This window comes from Streptomyces sp. col6, assembly GCF_008042035.1.
Lineage (GTDB): Bacteria > Actinomycetota > Actinomycetes > Streptomycetales > Streptomycetaceae > Streptomyces.
Map to the genome: position 1 here is coordinate 1,061,411 of NZ_RDBL01000029.1, position 17,487 is coordinate 1,078,897.

Sequence of the window (17,487 nt, forward strand, 5' to 3'; positions counted from 1 at the left end):
GCACCCCCCTCCATGCCGCTCTCCCCTGGCGGGCCGCCCGCCGTATCGCCGAGCGGGCCGGGTGGACCCGGGCCGTGCACGTCGAGCGGGTGGGGCTCGGGGGTGCGCTCGGGCGGGTGCTCGGTGCACCGCTGGCCGCGCTCACGGACCTGCCGCCCTTCGACACCTCGGCCATGGACGGCTGGGCCGTCGCCGGACCGGGGCCCTGGAACATCCGCGGGGACGACGGCATCCTCGCCGGGCACGGCGCCTGCGCCCCGCTGCCCGACGGTGCGGCCGTCCGTATCGCCACGGGCGCCCGCGTTCCGGCCGAGGTCACCGCCGTCATCCGCAGCGAACACGCGCACGCCGACGAGACCAAGGGGCTGCTGTACGCGCAGCGGCCCGTGAGCCAGGGGCAGGACATCCGGCCGCGCGGCCAGGAATGCCGGTCGGGGGAGCAACTGCTTCCGGCCGGAACGGTCGTGACCCCCGCCGTGCTCGGGCTGGCCGCCGCTGCCGGGTACGACGAGCTGCCTGTCCGCCCCCGGCCGCGCGTCGACATCCTGGTGCTGGGCGACGAGCTGCTGACCGCCGGGCTGCCGCGCGACGGGCTGATCCGTGACGCGCTGGGGCCCATGGTCGGGCCCTGGCTGCACGCGCTGGGCGCCGAGGTCTCGCCACCGCGCCGGCTCGGCGACGACGCGGAGGCGCTGTGGAAGGCGCTCACCGGCTCCGAGGCCGACCTGATCATCACGACCGGCGGCACCGCGGCGGGGCCCGTCGACCATGTCCACCGCGTTCTGGACCGGATCGGGGCGGAGCTGCTGGTCGACGGTGTCGCCGTACGCCCCGGCCATCCGATGCTGCTGGCCCGGCTCGGTTCCGCCGGGCCCTGTCTCGTCGGGCTGCCCGGAAACCCGCTGGCCGCCGTCTCCGGACTGCTCACGCTGGCCGGGCCGCTCCTCGGCGGGCTGGCCGGGCGCACCCCCGACGACCCGTACCGGGTAGCCGTGCGCGACGATGTGCAGGGGCATCCGCATGACACCCGGCTGGTGCCCGTGGTCCATCGCGCGGCCGGAGAACCCGGAACCGCAGGCGGGGCGGAGCACGTCGTACCACTGCATTACAACGGTCCCGCCATGCTGCGCGGGATCGCCGCCGCAGACGGGTTGGCCGTCGTGGAGCCGGGCGGGGTACGGTCCGGCACCGAGGTGGAGATCCTCGATCTACCGTGGGCCTCGGCGACGCCGTGGACTGAAGGGTGTTTCACGTGAAACTTCCCGGCCATGACGCGATGGCCAGGCGAGCCGATGAACAGGTCGTCCCCACCCGGGTGATGCTTCCGCGCCGGGTCGTGGACGGACCGGCGCGCCAGGTGGCCAAGAGGCTGATGATGGCTCTGATGGTGCTGGCCATCACCGTGTTCATCGTCTGGATCGACCGCGACGGCTACCACGACGCGGCGGACGGCAAGGTCGATCTGCTGGACGCGGTGTACTACGCGACGGTCACCCTCTCCACCACCGGGTACGGCGACATCACCCCGTACAGCGACGGGGCCCGGCTCATCAATGTGGTGCTCGTGACACCGCTGCGCGTGCTCTTCCTCATCATCCTGGTCGGCACCACCCTTGAGGTCCTCACGGAGCGGACCCGGGAGGACTTCCGGCTGAAGCGTTGGAGAACCAACTTGCGTGACCACACTGTCGTCGTCGGCTTCGGTACGAAGGGCCGCTCGGCCATCCAGACCCTGTGCGCCACCGGGCTGAGCAAGGAACAGATCGTCATCGTCGACCCGGCGTCCAAGGTGATAGAGATCGCCAACGCCGAGGGCTTCACCGGAGTGGTCGGGGACGCCACGCGCAGCGATGTGCTCCTGCGCGCCGAGCTCCAGAAGGCACGTCAGGTCATCATCGCCACCCAGCGCGACGACACCGCGGTGCTGGTCGCGCTGACCGCCCGCCAGCTCAACCGGGGCGCGAAGATCGTGGCCGCGGTGCGCGAGGAGGAGAACGCCCCGCTGCTGCGGCAGTCCGGTGCGGACGCCGTCATCACCAGCGCCAGCGCGGCGGGCCGGCTGCTCGGTCTCTCGGTGCTGAGCCCCAGCGCGGGCACGGTCATGGAAGACCTCATCCAGCAGGGCAGCGGCCTCGACCTCATCGAACGGCCGGTCATAAAGAGCGAGGTCGGAAAGAACGTACGGGAGACCGAGGACCTTGTCGTCAACGTGCTGCGGGGCCACCGGCTCCTCGGTTACGACGACCCGGCGGCGAGCCCCCTGCAGCTGACGGACCGCCTGATCACCATCGTCCGTGCCTCCAACGAGCCGCCCGCGTACCCGCCGCACCAGGGCATCCCGCGTTCCTGAGACCGCCCGGCCCACGGAGTAGCCTCGCGGCCATGCATGCGATCACGATCCCCGAACCCGGTGGCCCCGAGGCGCTCGTCTGGGCCGAGGTGCCCGATCCCGTACCCGGCGAAGGCGAGGTCCTCGTCGACGTCGTGTCCAGCGCGGTCAACCGGGCCGATGTGCTCCAGCGGCAGGGCTTCTACAACCCGCCGCCGGGAGCGTCCCCGTACCCGGGCCTGGAGTGCGCGGGCCGGATCTCGGCGCTCGGCCCCGGGGTCACGGGCTGGGCCGTGGGCGACGAGGTGTGCGCGCTGCTCGCGGGCGGCGGGTACGCGGAGAAGGTCGCCGTCCCGTCGGGCCAGCTGCTGCCCGTACCCAAGGGGCTGGACCTCACCCTGGCGGCGGCGCTGCCCGAGGTGACGGCCACGGTCTGGTCCAACGTGTTCATGGTGGCCCATCTGCGGCCCGCCGAGACCCTGTTGGTGCACGGCGGATCCAGCGGCATCGGCACGATGGCGATCCAGCTCGCCAAGGCCGTCGGCGCGCGGGTCGCCGTGACGGCCGGCAGCCCCGAGAAGCTGGCGCGCTGCGCGGAGCTGGGCGCGGACATCCTGATCGACTACCGCGAGCAGGACTTCGTCGAGGAGATCCGCGAGACCACGGCCGGGGCGGGCGCCGACGTCATCCTCGACCTCATGGGCGCGAAGTACGTCGACCGGAACGTGCAGGCGCTCGCCGTCAACGGCCGGCTCGCGATCATCGGTCTCCAGGGCGGCGCCAAGGGTGAACTCAACCTCGGCATGCTGCTGAACAAGCGGGCCGCCGTCACGGCGACCTCGCTGCGCGGGCGCCCGCTCGCGGAGAAGGCGGCGATCGTCGCGGCCGTCCGCGAGCACGTCTGGCCGCTGATCGCCGAGGGCGTCGTGAAGCCGGTCGTCGACCGCACGGTGCCCATGCAGGACGCGGCTGAGGGCCATCGCGTCATGGAGTCCAGCACCCACATCGGCAAGGTGCTGCTCCAGCCGCCCACGGCCGCCTGAGCCACGACGTCCGGACACCCCGGGCCCCGCACACGAACATCCGGCCACCGCGAGGCCCCTCGCACGCGAACGCCCGGACACCCCGAGGGCCCCGCACACGACGGTGTGCGGGGCCCTCGGGCATGTCGGATGGGCCGTGCGGGGTCCTACAGGTACGGGCCCGAGCGGACCGGGCCGTGCGGGTCGATTCCGCCGTCCTCGTCCGGGCCGCTGCCGGGCGGCAGGGCACGGCGCATCTGCTCCAGCTGGGCGCGGGCCGCCATCTGCTGGGCGAACAGAGCGGTCTGGATGCCGTGGAAGAGGCCCTCCAGCCAGCCCACGAGCTGCGCCTGCGCGATCCGCAGCTCCGCCTCGGAGGGGACGGACTCCTCGGTGAACGGCAGGGAGAGCCGCTCCAGCTCCTCCACCAGCTCCGGCGCGAGGCCGTCCTCCAGCTCCTTGACCGAACTCGCGTGGATCTCCTTGAGACGCACCCGGCTGGCCTCGTCGAGAGGAGCGGCCCTGACCTCCTCCAGGAGCTGCTTGATCATGCTGCCGATGCGCATGACCTTCGCGGGCTGCTCGACCATCTCCGTCACCGGGACCTCCCGCGACTCGTCGTCCGTGCCACCGCCGCCGATCGCCATGCCGTCCTGTCCCACTACGAGGACCTGGGGGTGCTCCTGCGACCGTTCATTCCTCGGCATCTCCATGCGGCCATTGTCTCGCACACACGGCGTTCACCACTGTGGTGCCCCCGGTAACGGTTGATCCACCGTCCCGAGGGCACCGAACAGCCCAGCCGCTCAGCCCGCGCGCCGGGCCAGGGCCAGCCGCGAGCGGGTGAACGCCGCCGCCAGGACGCCCGCCAGCAGCGGAACCACCACGGCCAGCAGCCCGATGGTCGCCCAGGGCAGCACGATCGGCGTGTAGGCCGACTCCATGGGATCGATCCGCATCTGCTCCATCGCCTGACGCAGATCGACGAGGCGCAGGGCCACCGCGGGCACCAGTCCCGCCGCCGTCCCGAGCAGGACCCCGGTCAGCGCCACCACCAGGCACTGGAAGCCGGAGAGCGTCCGCCGCACGCGCGGGGGCGCGCCCACCGCGCTCAGCGTGGTGAGGTCGGCCTCCGCGTCCGCCTTGGCCAGGCCGGTCGTGATCGCGGCGGCGCCCACGGTCACCACCCCGGCGAACAGGGTGAGGATCAGCAGGATGGTGCTGCCGCGGTCGTTGGACCCCTGGTTGCTCTGCACCCAGAGACCGCCGCCGGCCTGGTCGATCGCGGCGGAGGTCCGCTGTTCCTCGGCGTCCGTGGGCCGGCGGTCGACGGCGTACACACTGCCCTGCGGCTGGGTGTGCAGGCCGAGGCGCTCGGCGGTCCGCTGCGGAAGGATCATGCGGATGCCGGGTGTGGTGGCGTACTCGGGCTTCGCCACGTACACCTTCAGCCGGTCCGTGGTCTTCCGCGCCGGGCCGGGGTGCGCCTTGCGGTTCTGCTTGTCCTTGGGGCTGTACGTGTGGACGGCCTTGAGGGTGACCTCGCCGTGCTGCGCATACGCCTCGTTGAGCAGGACCGGCGTTCCGGCCTTCAGGGCGGCGGCAGCCGCCGGGTCGTCGAGCTTCACATACGTGTCGAGCAGGGCGGCGTCGCCGACGACGATGTTGTTGGAGTCCATGCTGAACGTGCCCGTGGAGGTGTGCACGTCCACGCATGCGGGGGTCCGCATCATCGCGCGGTGCTCATCGGCGGACAGCCGGGCCGCGAGCTCCTTGGCGCCGTCGGTGTCGAGCGGGCAGGTGTGGCCCTTGCCGGCGGGCTTGACCAGCTCCAGGGTGCCGCAGTCGTTCTCCTCCTCGTAGTAGACGTTGCAGTCGCTGCCCGCCCAGGCCCGGGAGATGTCGGCGCGGCCACCGGTCACCGCCATGTTGTGCTCGACGGCGGACCGGGCCGCCGGCAGCCGTCCGGCGGCCTCGGCGTCACTGGCCGACAGGAAGATCGTGCCTGTGGTCAGCGAGGGCATGTAGGCGTAGTCGGACTCCGCCAGGCTGCTGGACATGTACGTGGCGATGGCGACCGAGCCCGCGACGGCGGCCATCACGGCGGCCACCGCCGGGGCGGTGCGGCCCCGGTTGCGGGCCGCGTCGCGCAGCGCCATCCGGGGCGAGAGCGGCAGCCTGCGGCCGAGCCGGCCCAGCAGCCCGACGATCACCGGGATGCAGGCGAGCAGGCCCAGTTCGGCGACGACCGAGCCACCGGCGACCAGGACGGAGCTGCCGCTGGTGCCCCCGTAGACGGCGATGAGGACGCCGAGCGCGAGCACGCAGGCGCCCGTGACGGGCAGCACTCGGGAGCTGCGGCGCACCCCGCGCCGGCCGGTGAGCGATTCCAGCACCGACTGCCGGCCGGCCACGATCGCCGGGGCGAACGCCGCCAGCAGCCCGGTGACCAGGCCGAGCACGGCGATGACCAGGAGTTCGGCGGGGCGCAGCGCCAGGGAACCGAAGCGGTGCCCGGCCCAGTTCTCGATCATCGGGCGGAACGCCACCGTCAGCAGCAGCCCGACCGTGACACCGGCGACCGCTCCGACGCCGCCGAGGACGAGACCGCCCCCGAGGACGACCGCGCGGACCTGGCCGCGGTCGCCGCCGCACGTGCCCAGCAGGCCCAGCTGACGCCGCGAACGGCGGGCACCGACGGCGAACGCGGGTCCGGCCAGCAGCACGACCTCCAGGAGCGCCATCGCGACGACGGTGATCAGGGCGGTGCTGGTCTCGCCGGATTCGTAGGTCCTGGACTCGGCGTACTGCGGGTTCGTCCGGAGCAGCGGGACTTCGGAGTCCGGCGGCGGGTTCTCGAAGACCTGGCGCGAGTCGACGACGGCGCCGGCCTTGTTGGCCGCCAGCACGTCCTTCCAGACGATGCCGCCCTGCCCCGCCGCCTCGACCAGCCACCGCGCCGGGCCCGGATGGGGCGCCGGCACCTTCTTGTCGCGCGCGGCCAGGGCCTGCCAGGGGGCGATCACCGCACCCGGGTCGGCGTACAGCTGCTTCGCCTCCAGATCGGCGGGCAGTTCCACGGCACCGGAGATCGTGTACTTCCTGCCCGAGGTCGTCACCGTGATCCCGGAGCCCACGTGCAGGCCCGCCGACTTCAGGAACGGCTCGGTCGCCACCAGCTCGTCCGTGCCGCGCGGGAACGCGCCCTCGACGAGGTCGATCCGCTTCCGGGCCATCCGGTCCGAGGTCTTGAACTCCACGATCTCGGTGCTCGCGATCCCGTACGAGGTCGAGACGGTGGCCGACACGGACTGCTCGCTGATCGCCCGCGCGCCCCGGGGAAAGACGGGGCGCATGTCGATCGGCGGTACCTCGCCGGTGGGCTGCTTCACGCTGTCGTACATGTCGCCGCCGGGCATCTGCCGGACCGGCCCCATGCCCGCGTCGGTGTACAGCGCGTCGGCCGAGCCGATCCGGGCCGTCAGCTGCTCCGCCGGTGTCATGTCCGCACTGCGGTACGTGATGTCGGCGGCCGTCACCCCGAGGACGGGCAGTGCGATCATCGCTACCACCAGGGCGCTGCGGCCCTTGGCCCGCAGGGCGTCGCGGCGGGCTATCCGGAGGGCGGCGCGCCACCCCGTGAAGACGCTCACTCGGCTCCCCCGGCGGCCAGCAGCGAGTCGGCCCCGGCCGTCAGCGTCTGGTCGACGATCGAACCGTCCCGGAGGAAGACGACCCGGTCCGCCCAGGCCGCGTACCGCGGTTCGTGCGTGACCATGACGCCGGCCGCGCCCTGGTCGCAGCGGTTGCGCAGGAGCGCGAGGACGGCCTCGCCGGTCTCGGAGTCGAGCGCCCCGGTCGGTTCGTCGGCGAGGACCAGGCGCCGGTCCCCGACCAGCGCGCGGGCGATGGCGACGCGCTGCTGCTGGCCGCCGGACATCTCGTCCGGGAAGCGGTCCGCGATCTCCAGGAGGTTCATCTCCTCCAGCGCGGCACGGGCCTCCTTGCGGGCCTTGCGGACCGAGACGCCGTCGAGCTCGCGCGGCAGGGCGATGTTCTCGGCGGCGGTCAGCGCGGGGATCAGGTTGTAGTCCTGGAAGACGTAGCCCACGCTGCGGCGGCGCAGGGCGGCGAGGCCCTTGCGGCCGAGCACGGAGATGTCCTGGCCCTCGATGATCACCTGGCCGCCGCTCGCGGTGTCGAGGCCGCCGGCGAGGGTCAGCAGGGTGGACTTGCCGGAGCCGGACGGGCCCATCACGGCGACGAGTTCACCGGCGTGCACCGACAGGCTGATGCCGCGCAGCGCGTGCACCTCGGCGATGCCGGTGCCGTGGGTGCGGGTGAGCGCGCGGAGTTCGAGGACCGGTGCGTCCACCGTCAGGGGCGGTGCGGCTGGGGACGGGACGTGCAGGGACATGGTTCCCCCTCGGAACGGGTGGATGTTCGGGGCGCCGGAGTCAGCGGCGCGTGCGGGTCCGGCCGGTGGGCCGGGTGGCGGTGCGGGAGGCGGGGCCCGGGGACGGGCTCTGCTCCGGCTCCGTGGCGGCGGCCTCGGCGAGGCGGGTCAGCCGGGCCTCGCAGTGGTCCAGCCAGCGGGCCTCGGCCTCGGCCTGGAAGATCAGCTGCTCCACGACGAGCAGCCAGGCCACCTCGTCGCGGTTGGCGGGGGCCTGGGCGAGGGACTGCGCCTTGAGGCGGGTGTAGTCCTGCATCGCCTTCACGGTGTGGTGGCGCTGGGCCTGGATGACGGCCCGGATGTCGACGCCGGGCGCCCCCACCGCCATGGCGAGCTTGATGGCCAGCTCGTCACGGGGCGGGCTGCTGCGGTCGACCGGCGTCTCGAACCAGGAGCGCAGCTCGGTGCGCCCGGCGTCGCTGATCGAGTAGAGGGCGTGGCCCTGGTCGTCCTCGCCGTCCTGGGCGACCAGGCCGTCACGCTCCAGCCTGCTCAGCGTCGTGTACACCTGCCCGACGTTGAGCGGCCAGGTGGAGCCGGTGCGCGACTCGAATTCGGTGCGGAGCTGGGAGCCGTAACGCGGCCCGCGCTCCAGGAGGGCGAGGAGCCCGTGACGGATCGACATACTGAGTATGTATACCGAGTATGTTGATCACCGCAAGTCTTCGAGGAGGCGTTTCGGAAGGGCGCCGTACGGTCAGCGGGCGCGGCGCATCCGCAGCGCGAGGAAGCCGAGACCCATCCCGACCAGGGCGATGCCCGCACCGAGGGACACCTGCTGCACCCGCTCGACGGTCGCCCCGTTCAGCGCCTGGCGCCCCATGGGCAGAGGATCGTGGAAGTCGTCCGGGTCCGGCGTGAAGGAGGGCACGGCGGCCGGCTCGGACGCCTCGGGGCGCTGTTCGCGGTCCTCCAGCGCGTCCTGCCGGGCCACCTCGGCGGCCGACCGGCCGGGCCGCTGCCGCCCGGCCCCGGCGGGCCACCCGGCGAAGGGCGACTGCATGTCCCCGGCGTGCGGCGAACCGCTGGAGGAGGCCGAGGGAGAGGGGGAGGACGCCCCGGAGGCATCTGCAGCCGCCGCCCCCAGGGCCGCGGCCGCCGTCAGCGACAGGCAGACCACGCCCCGGGAGCAGCGCGCGCGGAGCGGTCCCGAAGCCATGCGGCCACCGTCACACGCACCGGCGCGACCGGCACCTCGGGTGCGGCGTACGGATGGCTGCCGCCCGCCCGGGGAGAGAACTACGCGGGGTCGCCCGTGGCGATCTCCAGCTCGAAGTGGGCGCCGGTCTTCGGGATCGCGGCCCCGGACGACGGGAACTGGTTGATGACCTGGTCCTCCGCGTACGCGTTGCCCGGGACCTTCTTCACCTTGAGCGTCCAGCCCGCCGCGTCCGCGCAGGCGCGTACCGAGAGGATGTCCTTGTACATGAAGCTCGGGGCGTCGACCTTCTGCGGGTCGTCGGTGTCCTCGTATGCGTCCGTGCACTTCTCGGAGTCGATCGTCCGGTTGCGTTCCGGATCACGGTGCTCGCCGGACGCGGGGGACTCGCTGGCCTTGCCCTCTGCGCCGCCCTTGTCGTCGCCGTTGAGCGCGATGACCGTGATCAGGCCGCCGATCGCGACCAGCGCGACGACGATCGAGCCGATGATCACCGGCATGTTCCGCTTGGAGCCGCCGCCCGACGCCGGGCTCGACGTCGTCTGAGGGGAGATCGTGTACGGCGCCGGCGTCTGGTGGTGCAGCGGCGCGGGGTTCGCGTAGGCCGGGGCCGCCGTCTGCGGGTAGCCGTAGGACGGGTTGGTGGCCGGGGCCGGAGTGGCCGGACCGTAAGGGCCGTGCTGGGACTGGTACGGCCCCGGCTGGTACGGCGTCTGGACGCTCTGCGGGGAGGGCGCGGACTGGTCGACCGGCGGGAAGACCGCCGAACCGACACCGGAGCCGCTGTTCGCCGGGGCACCGGCGTTCCCGACGATCACCGGGGCACCGGTGTGGCCACTGGCGCTCAGCACACGAGCGATCTCGTCCTGCATGGCCGCCGCGCTCGGGAAGCGCTCGTTCGGGTTCTTCTTCAGCGCGCGGGCGACGAGGGCGTCCATCGCCGGGGTCAGCGAGCGGTTGATCGTCGACGGGGCGACGGGCTCCTCCTGCACATGCGCGTACGCGATGGCGAGCGGGGAGTCCGCGTCGAAGGGGATGCGGCCGGTCAGCAGCTGGAAGAGCATGATGCCGACCGAGTACAGGTCGGAGCGCGCGTCCACCCCGCGGCCCAGGGCCTGTTCGGGGGAGAGGTACTGCGGGGTGCCGACGACCATGCCGGTCTGCGTCATCGACGTGACGCCCGACTGCATGGCGCGGGCGATGCCGAAGTCCATGACCTTCACGACGCCGCGCTTGGTCACCATGACGTTGCCCGGCTTGATGTCGCGGTGCACCAGGCCCATTTCGTGGCTGGTGTCCAGCGCGGCCAGCACGTCCGAGGTGACCTTGAGCGCCTTGTCGGCCGGCATCGCGCCCTGGGCGCGGATGTCCGCCGCCAGGACGGAGCCGAGCGGCTGGCCCTCGACGTACTCCATGACGATGTACGGCATCAGCGCGCCGCCGAGCTCGTCCTCGCCCGTGTCGAACACCGAGACGATGTTGGTGTGCTGGAGCTTGGCGACGGCCTGCGCCTCGCGGCGGAAGCGCTCGCGGAAGGACTGCTCACGGCCCAGCTCGGTGTGCAGGGTCTTGATCGCGACCTGCCGGTCGAGCGCGGAGTCGTACGCCAGATATACGGACGCCATTCCGCCTTCGCCGAGCAGATCACGCAGCTGGTAGCGGCCGCCGGCGACCGAACCGCCCGCGTAGCGACCCTGTGTACCGTGTGCGCCGTCCTGGCTCATGACTTGCTTCCCCCTCGGCGCGCGACTCACGCGAACTCGGCGCGCGACTCACGCGATGATCCGTATTACTGGCCAAGTCTGCCCGAGGGGTACGACACGTCAAGCCGGGTGCCCGTTCCGTGACCGTACGCGCTGGAAGCGTCTCGGAAGCGTTACAGGATCAGCATGGAATTTGCGCCGGTGGCGCGCCAGCCGATTGGATGGCCGGTCCGGCGCCGGATCGGCCTGTCCGACAGAGGCTGTAGCGTGACGGGGCAATGCGACCGGCAGCGCGGCCGGCACCGCAGCAAGGCACCGTGAGACCCCCGCGGACGCGCGCGTACACGCGGATCGAGCGGACAGAAACGACGGCGAGGACTGATGGCACCCGAACCCGAAGCAAACGGCGGCGGCGTTCCGGATGGCACCGAATCCTGGGGCATCGGCGGCGTCGTCGGAGACGGACGCTACCGGCTGACCCACCGGCTCGGCCGGGGCGGTATGGCCGAGGTGTTCGCGGCGGAGGACGTCCGGCTGGGACGCACCGTCGCGGTGAAGCTGCTGCGCTCCGATCTCGCCGAGGACCCCGTCTCCAAGGCGCGGTTCACGCGTGAGGCGCAGTCGGTCGCCGGGCTCAACCACCACGCGGTGGTGGCGGTGTACGACTCCGGCGAGGACACCGTCGCCGGCCAGACCGTCCCGTACATCGTGATGGAGCTGGTCGAGGGCCGCACGATCCGCGATCTGCTGATCAACGCCGAGGCCCCGCCGCCGGAGCAGGCCCTGATCATCGTCTCCGGGGTGCTGGAGGCGCTCGCCTACTCGCACCAGCACGGCATCGTGCACCGTGACATCAAGCCCGCCAACGTGATCATCACCCACTCCGGCGCGGTCAAGGTGATGGACTTCGGCATCGCCCGCGCGCTGCACGGCGCGCAGTCCACGATGACGCAGACCGGCATGGTCATGGGCACGCCGCAGTACCTCTCCCCCGAGCAGGCGCTGGGCAAGGCCGTCGACCACCGCTCCGACCTGTACGCCACCGGCTGCCTGCTGTACGAACTGCTGGCGCTGCGGCCCCCGTTCACGGGTGAGACGCCGCTGTCCGTGGTGTACCAGCACGTGCAGGACACCCCGGTCCCGCCGTCGCAGATCCTGGAGTCGGTGCCGCCGGAGCTGGACGGGCTCGTCATGCGCTCGCTGGCGAAGGACCCGGACGACCGCTTCCAGAGCGCCGAGGAGATGCGCGGGCTGGTCCAGTACGGCCTGCAGATGCTCCAGGTGCAGGGCGGCCACACCGGTACGTGGAACACCGGCCCGGTCCTCCTGAACGAGGGCGCCGGCACCCCGCCCCGGGGCATGACCGGCGCCACCCGCGCCATGGGCGGCTACCCGCAGCACGGGGACACCTCGCAGGCCCCGATCCTGCCGCCGATGAACCCGGACGACGGCGGCTACGACGGCGGCAGCACCCGGCAGGGCGGCGGCGGTCGCGGCAAGCTGTGGCTGTTCGTCGTGCTCGCCCTGATCGCGATCGGCGCGGGCGTGGCCATCGCGCTCAACGCGGCGGGCGACGGCGGGCAGAAGCACGAGAAGCAGCCGACGGAGACCTCCAGTTCGCCGAAGCCGACGGAGGAGTCGCCCACGCCGACGCCGGAGGACACCGAGGACACCGAGCAGCCGGGCGGCAACACGGGCGGCGGCTGGGACGACGACACCCCGGAGCCGTCGGACACGCCGAGCCAGACGTCCGAGTCCCCCTCGGCCACCACGCCCGACCCGGGCACGGGAGGCACGGAGGACGGCGGCACCGACACCGGCGGCAACAGCAGCACGGGGACCAACGGGAACAGCAGCAACGGCTCCGGCAACGGCAGCACGGGGACCAACGGCAACACCGGTACCAGCGAGGGCGGCAACACCGGTACCAGCGACGGCGGCAACACGGGGACCACCGACGGCGGCAACACCGGTACCACCGAGGGCACGACCGAGGGCACGGACGGAGCCGCCGGGGGTGCCGCCGAAGGCGCGTCCGCGGGAACGGCAGCGGGCGCGGCGGGCTCGGCCACCGGCTGACCCTCCGCTCACCCCGTGAACGCCGCGCGCACCGCCTCGTACTCGCGCGTCCACCAGACCGCCAGGGCCGACACCGCGGGGAACTGCGGGTCGGCCCTCCGGTCGTCCAGGCAGTAGCGCCAGCGCAGTATCCAGAAGTCGTTGAGCCGTTCCCACCACACCCGGTGCACGGCCGCCGCCAGTTCGGCGGCGTCCGCCCCGGCCGCCCGCCGGTAGGCCCGCGCGTAGACGCGCACCTTCGCCAGGTCCAGCGCGCCGGCCGGCTGGACGAAGAAGATCGCCGCCGCCCGTACCGCCTCCTCCGCCCGGGGCTGGACGGCCAGCCGGTCCCAGTCGAGGATCGCGACCGGGTCCGCGCCCCGGTAGAGCACGTTCAGCGGGTGGAAGTCGCCGTGCACCCAGCCGGTGGCGGGCGCCCCCGGATCGGGCGGCCGGCGGTCGGCGTACCGTTCCAGCAGAACGCGCCGCTCCCGCAGCCGGTGCTCGGCCAGCTCGTCGAAGGCGTCCCGGCGCCCGCGCCCGCGCGCGGCGGCGAGCAGGTCGCCGATCAGCGCGAAGGTGTCGGCCGCCTCCGGACTCGCGTAACCGGGCGGACGCCCGCCGCAGGACTCCGTCGCCGTGTCCCGCTCGGCCCCCATGACCTGTGCGAGACCCGTGTGTACGGCTCCGAGGAGCGTCCCGAGACGCGTGGACTGGGCGAGGGTGAGCTGCGCGCCGCCCCGGTGCAGCCCGTCGACCCAGGGGTGCAGCGCGTAGCGGCGGCCGGCGATCTCGGTGACGGTCTCGCCGTCGCGGGCCCCCAGCGGCGGGGCGACGGGCACTCCGAGTGACTGGAGGCGCCGGGTCGCGCGGTGCTGGCGGTCGATGGTGGCGCGGTCGCGGGTGGCATCGTCCGAGTGGTGCTTGAGGAAGTACGAGCCCCGGGTGGTGGACACGCGGTAACCGTGGTTGAGCAGGCCCTGGGAGAGCGGGGTGCAGGTGAGCGGCTCACCGGCGTCCGGGTAACGGCGAAGCACCTCGCCGACCGGCGGAACCGGTGGGGAGGCAACAGATGAGCGCGACACGCGTCAGATGTTAGATCACGCTGCGTTGCGGATCTGCCGGCTTGCGTGGAAGTCCAGAGTGTGCACCGTGACGAAGTGCGGTTCGAGCCGGAGGTACGAGGGGGCGAACGGCTCGCCGTTGACCTCGACGGGGGCGGGCCCGAAGCGCTCGCGCTGGGCCGGGGTCGGCTCGACGATCCGGGCGGGCCCGGTGAACTGCACGGACCACAGGTCCTCGGTGCCGACGGGGGCCGTGTTGAAGTTGTCCGCGCCGTAGGCCACGACCGCGCCGTCGCAGGCGCCGTGATGGCCGAGACCGCTGTGCATGCGCAGCACGACGCGGCCGTCGATCACGATGTGCCGGGCCACCGTCAGCATCGGGAGGGCCCGCATGCTGGTCGCCAGCCGGCCGTAGGGGACCCGGCCGAGCAGGTCGATCGCGTGGAGTTCCTCGTGGGACATGCCTTCCACTGTCGGCCACGGTGTGAGGGCCGGATAAGAGGCCGGGGCCCCCGTTTCGCCGGGACCAAAGTCCCTCCCGGCTCCCTCTCAGCGCTTCTCCGCCTGGAGCCGTGCCACGTACGCGGCGGCCTGCGAGCGGCGCTCCATGCCCAGCTTGGACAGCAGACTGGAGACATAGTTCTTGATGGTCTTCTCGGCGAGGTGCAGCCGTTCGCCGATCACCCGGTTGGTCAGGCCCTCGCCGATCAGGTCGAGGATCTTGCGCTCCTGGTCCGTGAGGCTCTCCAGCTTCTCGTCGTTCTGCCCCCGCTTCCCCTCGCGCAGCCGCTCCAGCACGCGGGCGGTGGCGACCGGGTCGAGCAGCGACTTGCCGGCCGCCACGTCCCGTACGGCCGTCAGCAGCTCGTTGCCGCGGATGGCCTTGAGCACATAGCCGGCGGCGCCCGCCATGATCGCGTCGAACAGCGCCTCGTCATCGGCGTACGAGGTCAGCATCAGGCAGTTGATGGAGTCGTCCTGGGAGCGGATCTCGCGGCAGACCTCCACCCCGCTGCCGTCCGGCAGCCGCACGTCGAGCACGGCCACATCGGGGCGGACCGCCGGAATCCGCGCCAGCGCGTCCGCCGCCGTCCCGGCCTCGCCGACCACCTCGATGTCGTCCTCCATCGAGAGCAGCTCGTGGACCCCGCGCCGGACGACTTCATGATCGTCGAGCAGAAATACGGTGATTTTTCCTTCTTCGCGCACAATCGCAGTCTCACACACTCACCCCTTCCCTGCCGCTGCCGCGCGGGATAACGTGCCGTTGTTCCGGCGGCCTGCGAGGCTGTGATCAGTGCTGTGACCAGCGAGACTCCCCGAATTCTTCGATTTACTTGGATATCCAAGCAAAATCGCAGGTCAGGAAGGGTTTCGCAGTTACGGGACCCACTGGGTAACGTGCCTTGGACAGGGCGCTCGCCGGGGCACCTGTCACGCCTGTTTCCCGGACCGAGCGGCACCCACCCCGTGCACGGGTACGGACACAGGCGAGCCGCACTGGTCTCCCGGCAGACCCCGGGGGCCGGACCGACGGAGGAGCACGCACGTGACCGTGGAGAGCACTGCTGCCGCGCGTAAACCGCGACGCAGCAGCAAGCGGACCAGCGCCGCGAAAACGCCCGCGAAGACGCCGGAGGGTTCCACGCCCGAGCTCGTACAGCTGCTGACGCCCGAGGGCGAGCGGGTCGAGCACCCGGACTACTCGATCGACCTGAGCGCGGACGAGCTGCGCGCCCTGTACCGGGACATGGTCCTCACCCGCCGCTTCGACGCCGAGGCCACCGCCCTCCAGCGCCAGGGCGAGCTGGGGCTGTGGGCCTCGCTGCTGGGCCAGGAGGCCGCCCAGATCGGCTCCGGCCGGGCCCTGCGCGACGACGACTACGTCTTCCCGACCTACCGTGAGCACGGTGTGGCCTGGTGCCGGGGCGTCGACCCGACGAACCTGCTCGGGATGTTCCGCGGTGTGAACCACGGCGGCTGGGACCCGAACACCAACAACTTCCACCTGTACACGATCGTCATCGGCTCGCAGACCCTGCACGCCACCGGTTACGCCATGGGCGTGGCCAAGGACGGCGCGGACTCGGCCGTGATCGCGTACTTCGGGGACGGCGCCTCCAGCCAGGGCGACGTCGCGGAGGCCTTCACCTTCTCCGCCGTCTACAACGCCCCGGTCGTGTTCTTCTGCCAGAACAACCAGTGGGCGATCTCCGAGCCCACCGAGAAGCAGACCCGGGTGCCGCTCTACCAGCGCGCCCAGGGCTTCGGCTTCCCCGGCGTCCGGGTCGACGGCAACGACGTCCTGGCCTGCCTGGCCGTCACCCGCTCCGCCCTGGAGCGCGCCCGGCGCGGCGAGGGCCCGACCCTGGTCGAGGCGTTCACGTACCGCATGGGCGCGCACACCACCTCCGACGACCCGACGAAGTACCGGGCCGACGAGGAGCGCGCGTCCTGGGAGGCCAAGGACCCGATCCTGCGCCTGCGCACGTATCTGGAGCGGGAGGGTGCGGCCGACGAGGCGTTCTTCACCGCCCTCGACGAGGAGAGCGAGGCCCTCGGCAAGCGCGTCCGCGAGGCCGTACGGGCGATGCCCGACCCGGACCGGATGGCGATCTTCGACCACGCCTACGCCGACGGCAACCCGCTCGTCGACGAGGAGCGCGCCGAATTCGCCGCCTACCAGGCTTCGTTCGCCGAGGAGGGCAAGTAACCATGGCCGTGGAAAAGATGTCCCTCGCCAAGGCGCTCAACGAGTCCCTGCGCAAGGCCCTCGACACCGACCCCAAGGTCCTCATCATGGGTGAGGACGTCGGCAAGCTCGGCGGCGTCTTCCGGATCACCGACGGCCTGCAGAAGGACTTCGGCGAGGACCGCGTCATCGACACCCCGCTCGCCGAGTCGGGCATCGTCGGTACGGCGATCGGCCTGGCCCTGCGCGGCTACCGGCCCGTCGTCGAGATCCAGTTCGACGGCTTCGTCTTCCCCGCGTACGACCAGATCGTCACGCAGCTCGCGAAGATGCACGCCCGCGCGCTCGGCAAGATCAAGCTCCCCGTCGTCGTGCGGATTCCGTACGGCGGTGGCATCGGCGCCGTCGAGCACCACAGCGAGTCGCCCGAGGCTCTGTTCGCGCACGTCGCGGGCCTCAAGGTGGTCTCCCCGTCCAACGCGTCCGACGCGTACTGGATGATGCAGCAGGCCGTCCAGAGCGACGACCCGGTCATCTTCTTCGAGCCGAAGCGGCGCTACTGGGACAAGGGCGAGGTCGACACCGAGTCCATCCCCGGCGCTCTGCACGCCGCAGCCGTCGCCCGCACGGGCACGGACCTCACACTCGCCGCGTACGGCCCGATGGTGAAGGTCTGCCTGGAGGCCGCCGCGGCCGCCCAGGAGGAGGGCAAGTCGATCGAGGTCGTGGACCTGCGCTCGATGTCCCCCATCGACTTCGACACCATCCAGGCGTCCGTCGAAAAGACCCGCCGCCTGGTCGTCGTCCACGAGGCGCCGGTCTTCTACGGCTCCGGGGCCGAGATCGCCGCCCGCATCACGGAGCGGTGCTTCTACCACCTGGAGGCGCCCGTGCTGCGGGTCGGCGGCTACCACGCCCCGTACCCGCCGGCGCGCCTGGAGGAGGAGTACCTGCCGGGCCTGGACCGGGTGCTCGACGCCGTCGACCGCTCGCTGGCGTACTGA

Annotated in this window: 15 protein-coding genes; 6 read left to right on the forward strand and 9 right to left on the reverse strand. The window is 72.1% G+C overall.

All coding sequences use genetic code 11. The annotated features are described in order from the left end of the window. From EAO73_RS34030 to EAO73_RS34040, 3 genes are all read left to right on the forward strand, one after another. The coding region (locus EAO73_RS34030; protein ID WP_147975462.1) for a molybdopterin molybdotransferase MoeA at positions 1-1,256 on the forward strand (1,256 nt) is incomplete at its 5' end. 20 nt (positions 1,257-1,276) lie between these two features. Then, a complete protein-coding gene (locus tag EAO73_RS34035) occupies positions 1,277-2,350 on the forward strand; it encodes a potassium channel family protein (RefSeq protein ID WP_147975461.1) in 1,074 nt (357 codons plus the stop codon). Between the two features lie 32 nt (positions 2,351-2,382). Beyond that, a complete protein-coding gene (locus EAO73_RS34040; protein WP_147975297.1) occupies positions 2,383-3,372 on the forward strand; it encodes an NAD(P)H-quinone oxidoreductase in 990 nt (329 codons plus the stop codon). 146 nt (positions 3,373-3,518) lie between these two features. Here the strand turns inward: EAO73_RS34040 and EAO73_RS34045 are convergent, their stop codons facing one another. From EAO73_RS34045 to EAO73_RS34070, 6 genes are all read right to left on the reverse strand, one after another. Next, the gene (locus EAO73_RS34045; RefSeq protein WP_147975298.1) at positions 3,519-4,064 is read right to left on the reverse strand and encodes a bacterial proteasome activator family protein; all 546 of its coding nucleotides are present in this window, start codon (positions 4,062-4,064) and stop codon (positions 3,519-3,521) included. 93 nt (positions 4,065-4,157) lie between these two features. Further along, positions 4,158-7,004: an FtsX-like permease family protein gene (locus EAO73_RS34050; protein ID WP_147975299.1), complete on the reverse strand. Its 2,847-nt coding sequence runs from the start codon at positions 7,002-7,004 to the stop codon at positions 4,158-4,160. Continuing rightward, the gene (locus EAO73_RS34055; protein ID WP_147975300.1) at positions 7,001-7,768 is read right to left on the reverse strand and encodes an ABC transporter ATP-binding protein; all 768 of its coding nucleotides are present in this window, start codon (positions 7,766-7,768) and stop codon (positions 7,001-7,003) included. Before EAO73_RS34055 ends, EAO73_RS34050 begins: the two co-directional genes overlap by 4 nt. Positions 7,769-7,808: 40 nt before the next feature. Next, positions 7,809-8,432, reverse strand: a complete 624-nt coding sequence (locus EAO73_RS34060) for a PadR family transcriptional regulator (RefSeq protein ID WP_147975301.1) — start codon at positions 8,430-8,432, stop codon at positions 7,809-7,811. A 72-nt stretch (positions 8,433-8,504) separates the two neighbouring features. Beyond that, positions 8,505-8,966: a hypothetical protein gene (locus tag EAO73_RS36985; protein WP_224756558.1), complete on the reverse strand. Its 462-nt coding sequence runs from the start codon at positions 8,964-8,966 to the stop codon at positions 8,505-8,507. Between the two features lie 80 nt (positions 8,967-9,046). Continuing rightward, positions 9,047-10,690: a protein kinase domain-containing protein gene (locus tag EAO73_RS34070; protein ID WP_147975302.1), complete on the reverse strand. Its 1,644-nt coding sequence runs from the start codon at positions 10,688-10,690 to the stop codon at positions 9,047-9,049. Positions 10,691-11,050: 360 nt separating this feature from the next. Between EAO73_RS34070 and EAO73_RS34075 the strand changes: the two genes are divergently transcribed. Continuing rightward, on the forward strand, positions 11,051-12,748 hold the full coding sequence (locus tag EAO73_RS34075; protein WP_147975303.1) for a protein kinase domain-containing protein: 1,698 nt from the start codon (positions 11,051-11,053) through the stop codon (positions 12,746-12,748). An 8-nt stretch (positions 12,749-12,756) separates the two neighbouring features. On the opposite strand, the gene EAO73_RS34080 is transcribed toward EAO73_RS34075, so the two are convergent. From EAO73_RS34080 to EAO73_RS34090, 3 genes are all read right to left on the reverse strand, one after another. Continuing rightward, complete coding sequence (locus EAO73_RS34080; protein ID WP_147975464.1) at positions 12,757-13,764, reverse strand: phosphotransferase; 1,008 nt, start codon at positions 13,762-13,764, stop codon at positions 12,757-12,759. 63 nt (positions 13,765-13,827) lie between these two features. Further along, positions 13,828-14,253 (reverse strand): pyridoxamine 5'-phosphate oxidase family protein, encoded by a 426-nt coding sequence (locus tag EAO73_RS34085; RefSeq protein WP_147975304.1) that lies wholly within the window; start codon positions 14,251-14,253, stop codon positions 13,828-13,830. An 87-nt stretch (positions 14,254-14,340) separates the two neighbouring features. Then, positions 14,341-15,000, reverse strand: a complete 660-nt coding sequence (locus tag EAO73_RS34090; RefSeq protein WP_147975305.1) for a response regulator — start codon at positions 14,998-15,000, stop codon at positions 14,341-14,343. 340 nt (positions 15,001-15,340) lie between these two features. Here EAO73_RS34090 and pdhA point away from each other — a divergent pair, with 340 nt between their 5' ends. Both pdhA and EAO73_RS34100 read left to right on the forward strand, forming a co-directional pair. Then, positions 15,341-16,504 (forward strand): pyruvate dehydrogenase (acetyl-transferring) E1 component subunit alpha, encoded by a 1,164-nt coding sequence (gene pdhA / locus EAO73_RS34095; RefSeq protein WP_147975306.1) that lies wholly within the window; start codon positions 15,341-15,343, stop codon positions 16,502-16,504. Between the two features lie 2 nt (positions 16,505-16,506). Beyond that, positions 16,507-17,487, forward strand: coding sequence for an alpha-ketoacid dehydrogenase subunit beta (locus EAO73_RS34100; RefSeq protein WP_132900577.1), 981 nt, complete (start codon positions 16,507-16,509; stop codon positions 17,485-17,487).

Coding starts and splice junctions, on each gene's coding strand:
- EAO73_RS34035 (WP_147975461.1), top strand. CDS start 1,277: ATGGCCAGGCGAGCCGATGAACAGGTCGTCCCCACCCGGGTGATGCTT.
- EAO73_RS34040 (WP_147975297.1), top strand. CDS start 2,383: ATGCATGCGATCACGATCCCCGAACCCGGTGGCCCCGAGGCGCTCGTC.
- EAO73_RS34045 (WP_147975298.1), bottom strand. CDS start 4,064: ATGGAGATGCCGAGGAATGAACGGTCGCAGGAGCACCCCCAGGTCCTC.
- EAO73_RS34055 (WP_147975300.1), bottom strand. CDS start 7,768: ATGTCCCTGCACGTCCCGTCCCCAGCCGCACCGCCCCTGACGGTGGAC.
- EAO73_RS34060 (WP_147975301.1), bottom strand. CDS start 8,432: ATGTCGATCCGTCACGGGCTCCTCGCCCTCCTGGAGCGCGGGCCGCGT.
- EAO73_RS36985 (WP_224756558.1), bottom strand. CDS start 8,966: ATGGCTTCGGGACCGCTCCGCGCGCGCTGCTCCCGGGGCGTGGTCTGC.
- EAO73_RS34070 (WP_147975302.1), bottom strand. CDS start 10,690: ATGAGCCAGGACGGCGCACACGGTACACAGGGTCGCTACGCGGGCGGT.
- EAO73_RS34075 (WP_147975303.1), top strand. CDS start 11,051: ATGGCACCCGAACCCGAAGCAAACGGCGGCGGCGTTCCGGATGGCACC.
- EAO73_RS34085 (WP_147975304.1), bottom strand. CDS start 14,253: ATGTCCCACGAGGAACTCCACGCGATCGACCTGCTCGGCCGGGTCCCC.
- EAO73_RS34100 (WP_132900577.1), top strand. CDS start 16,507: ATGGCCGTGGAAAAGATGTCCCTCGCCAAGGCGCTCAACGAGTCCCTG.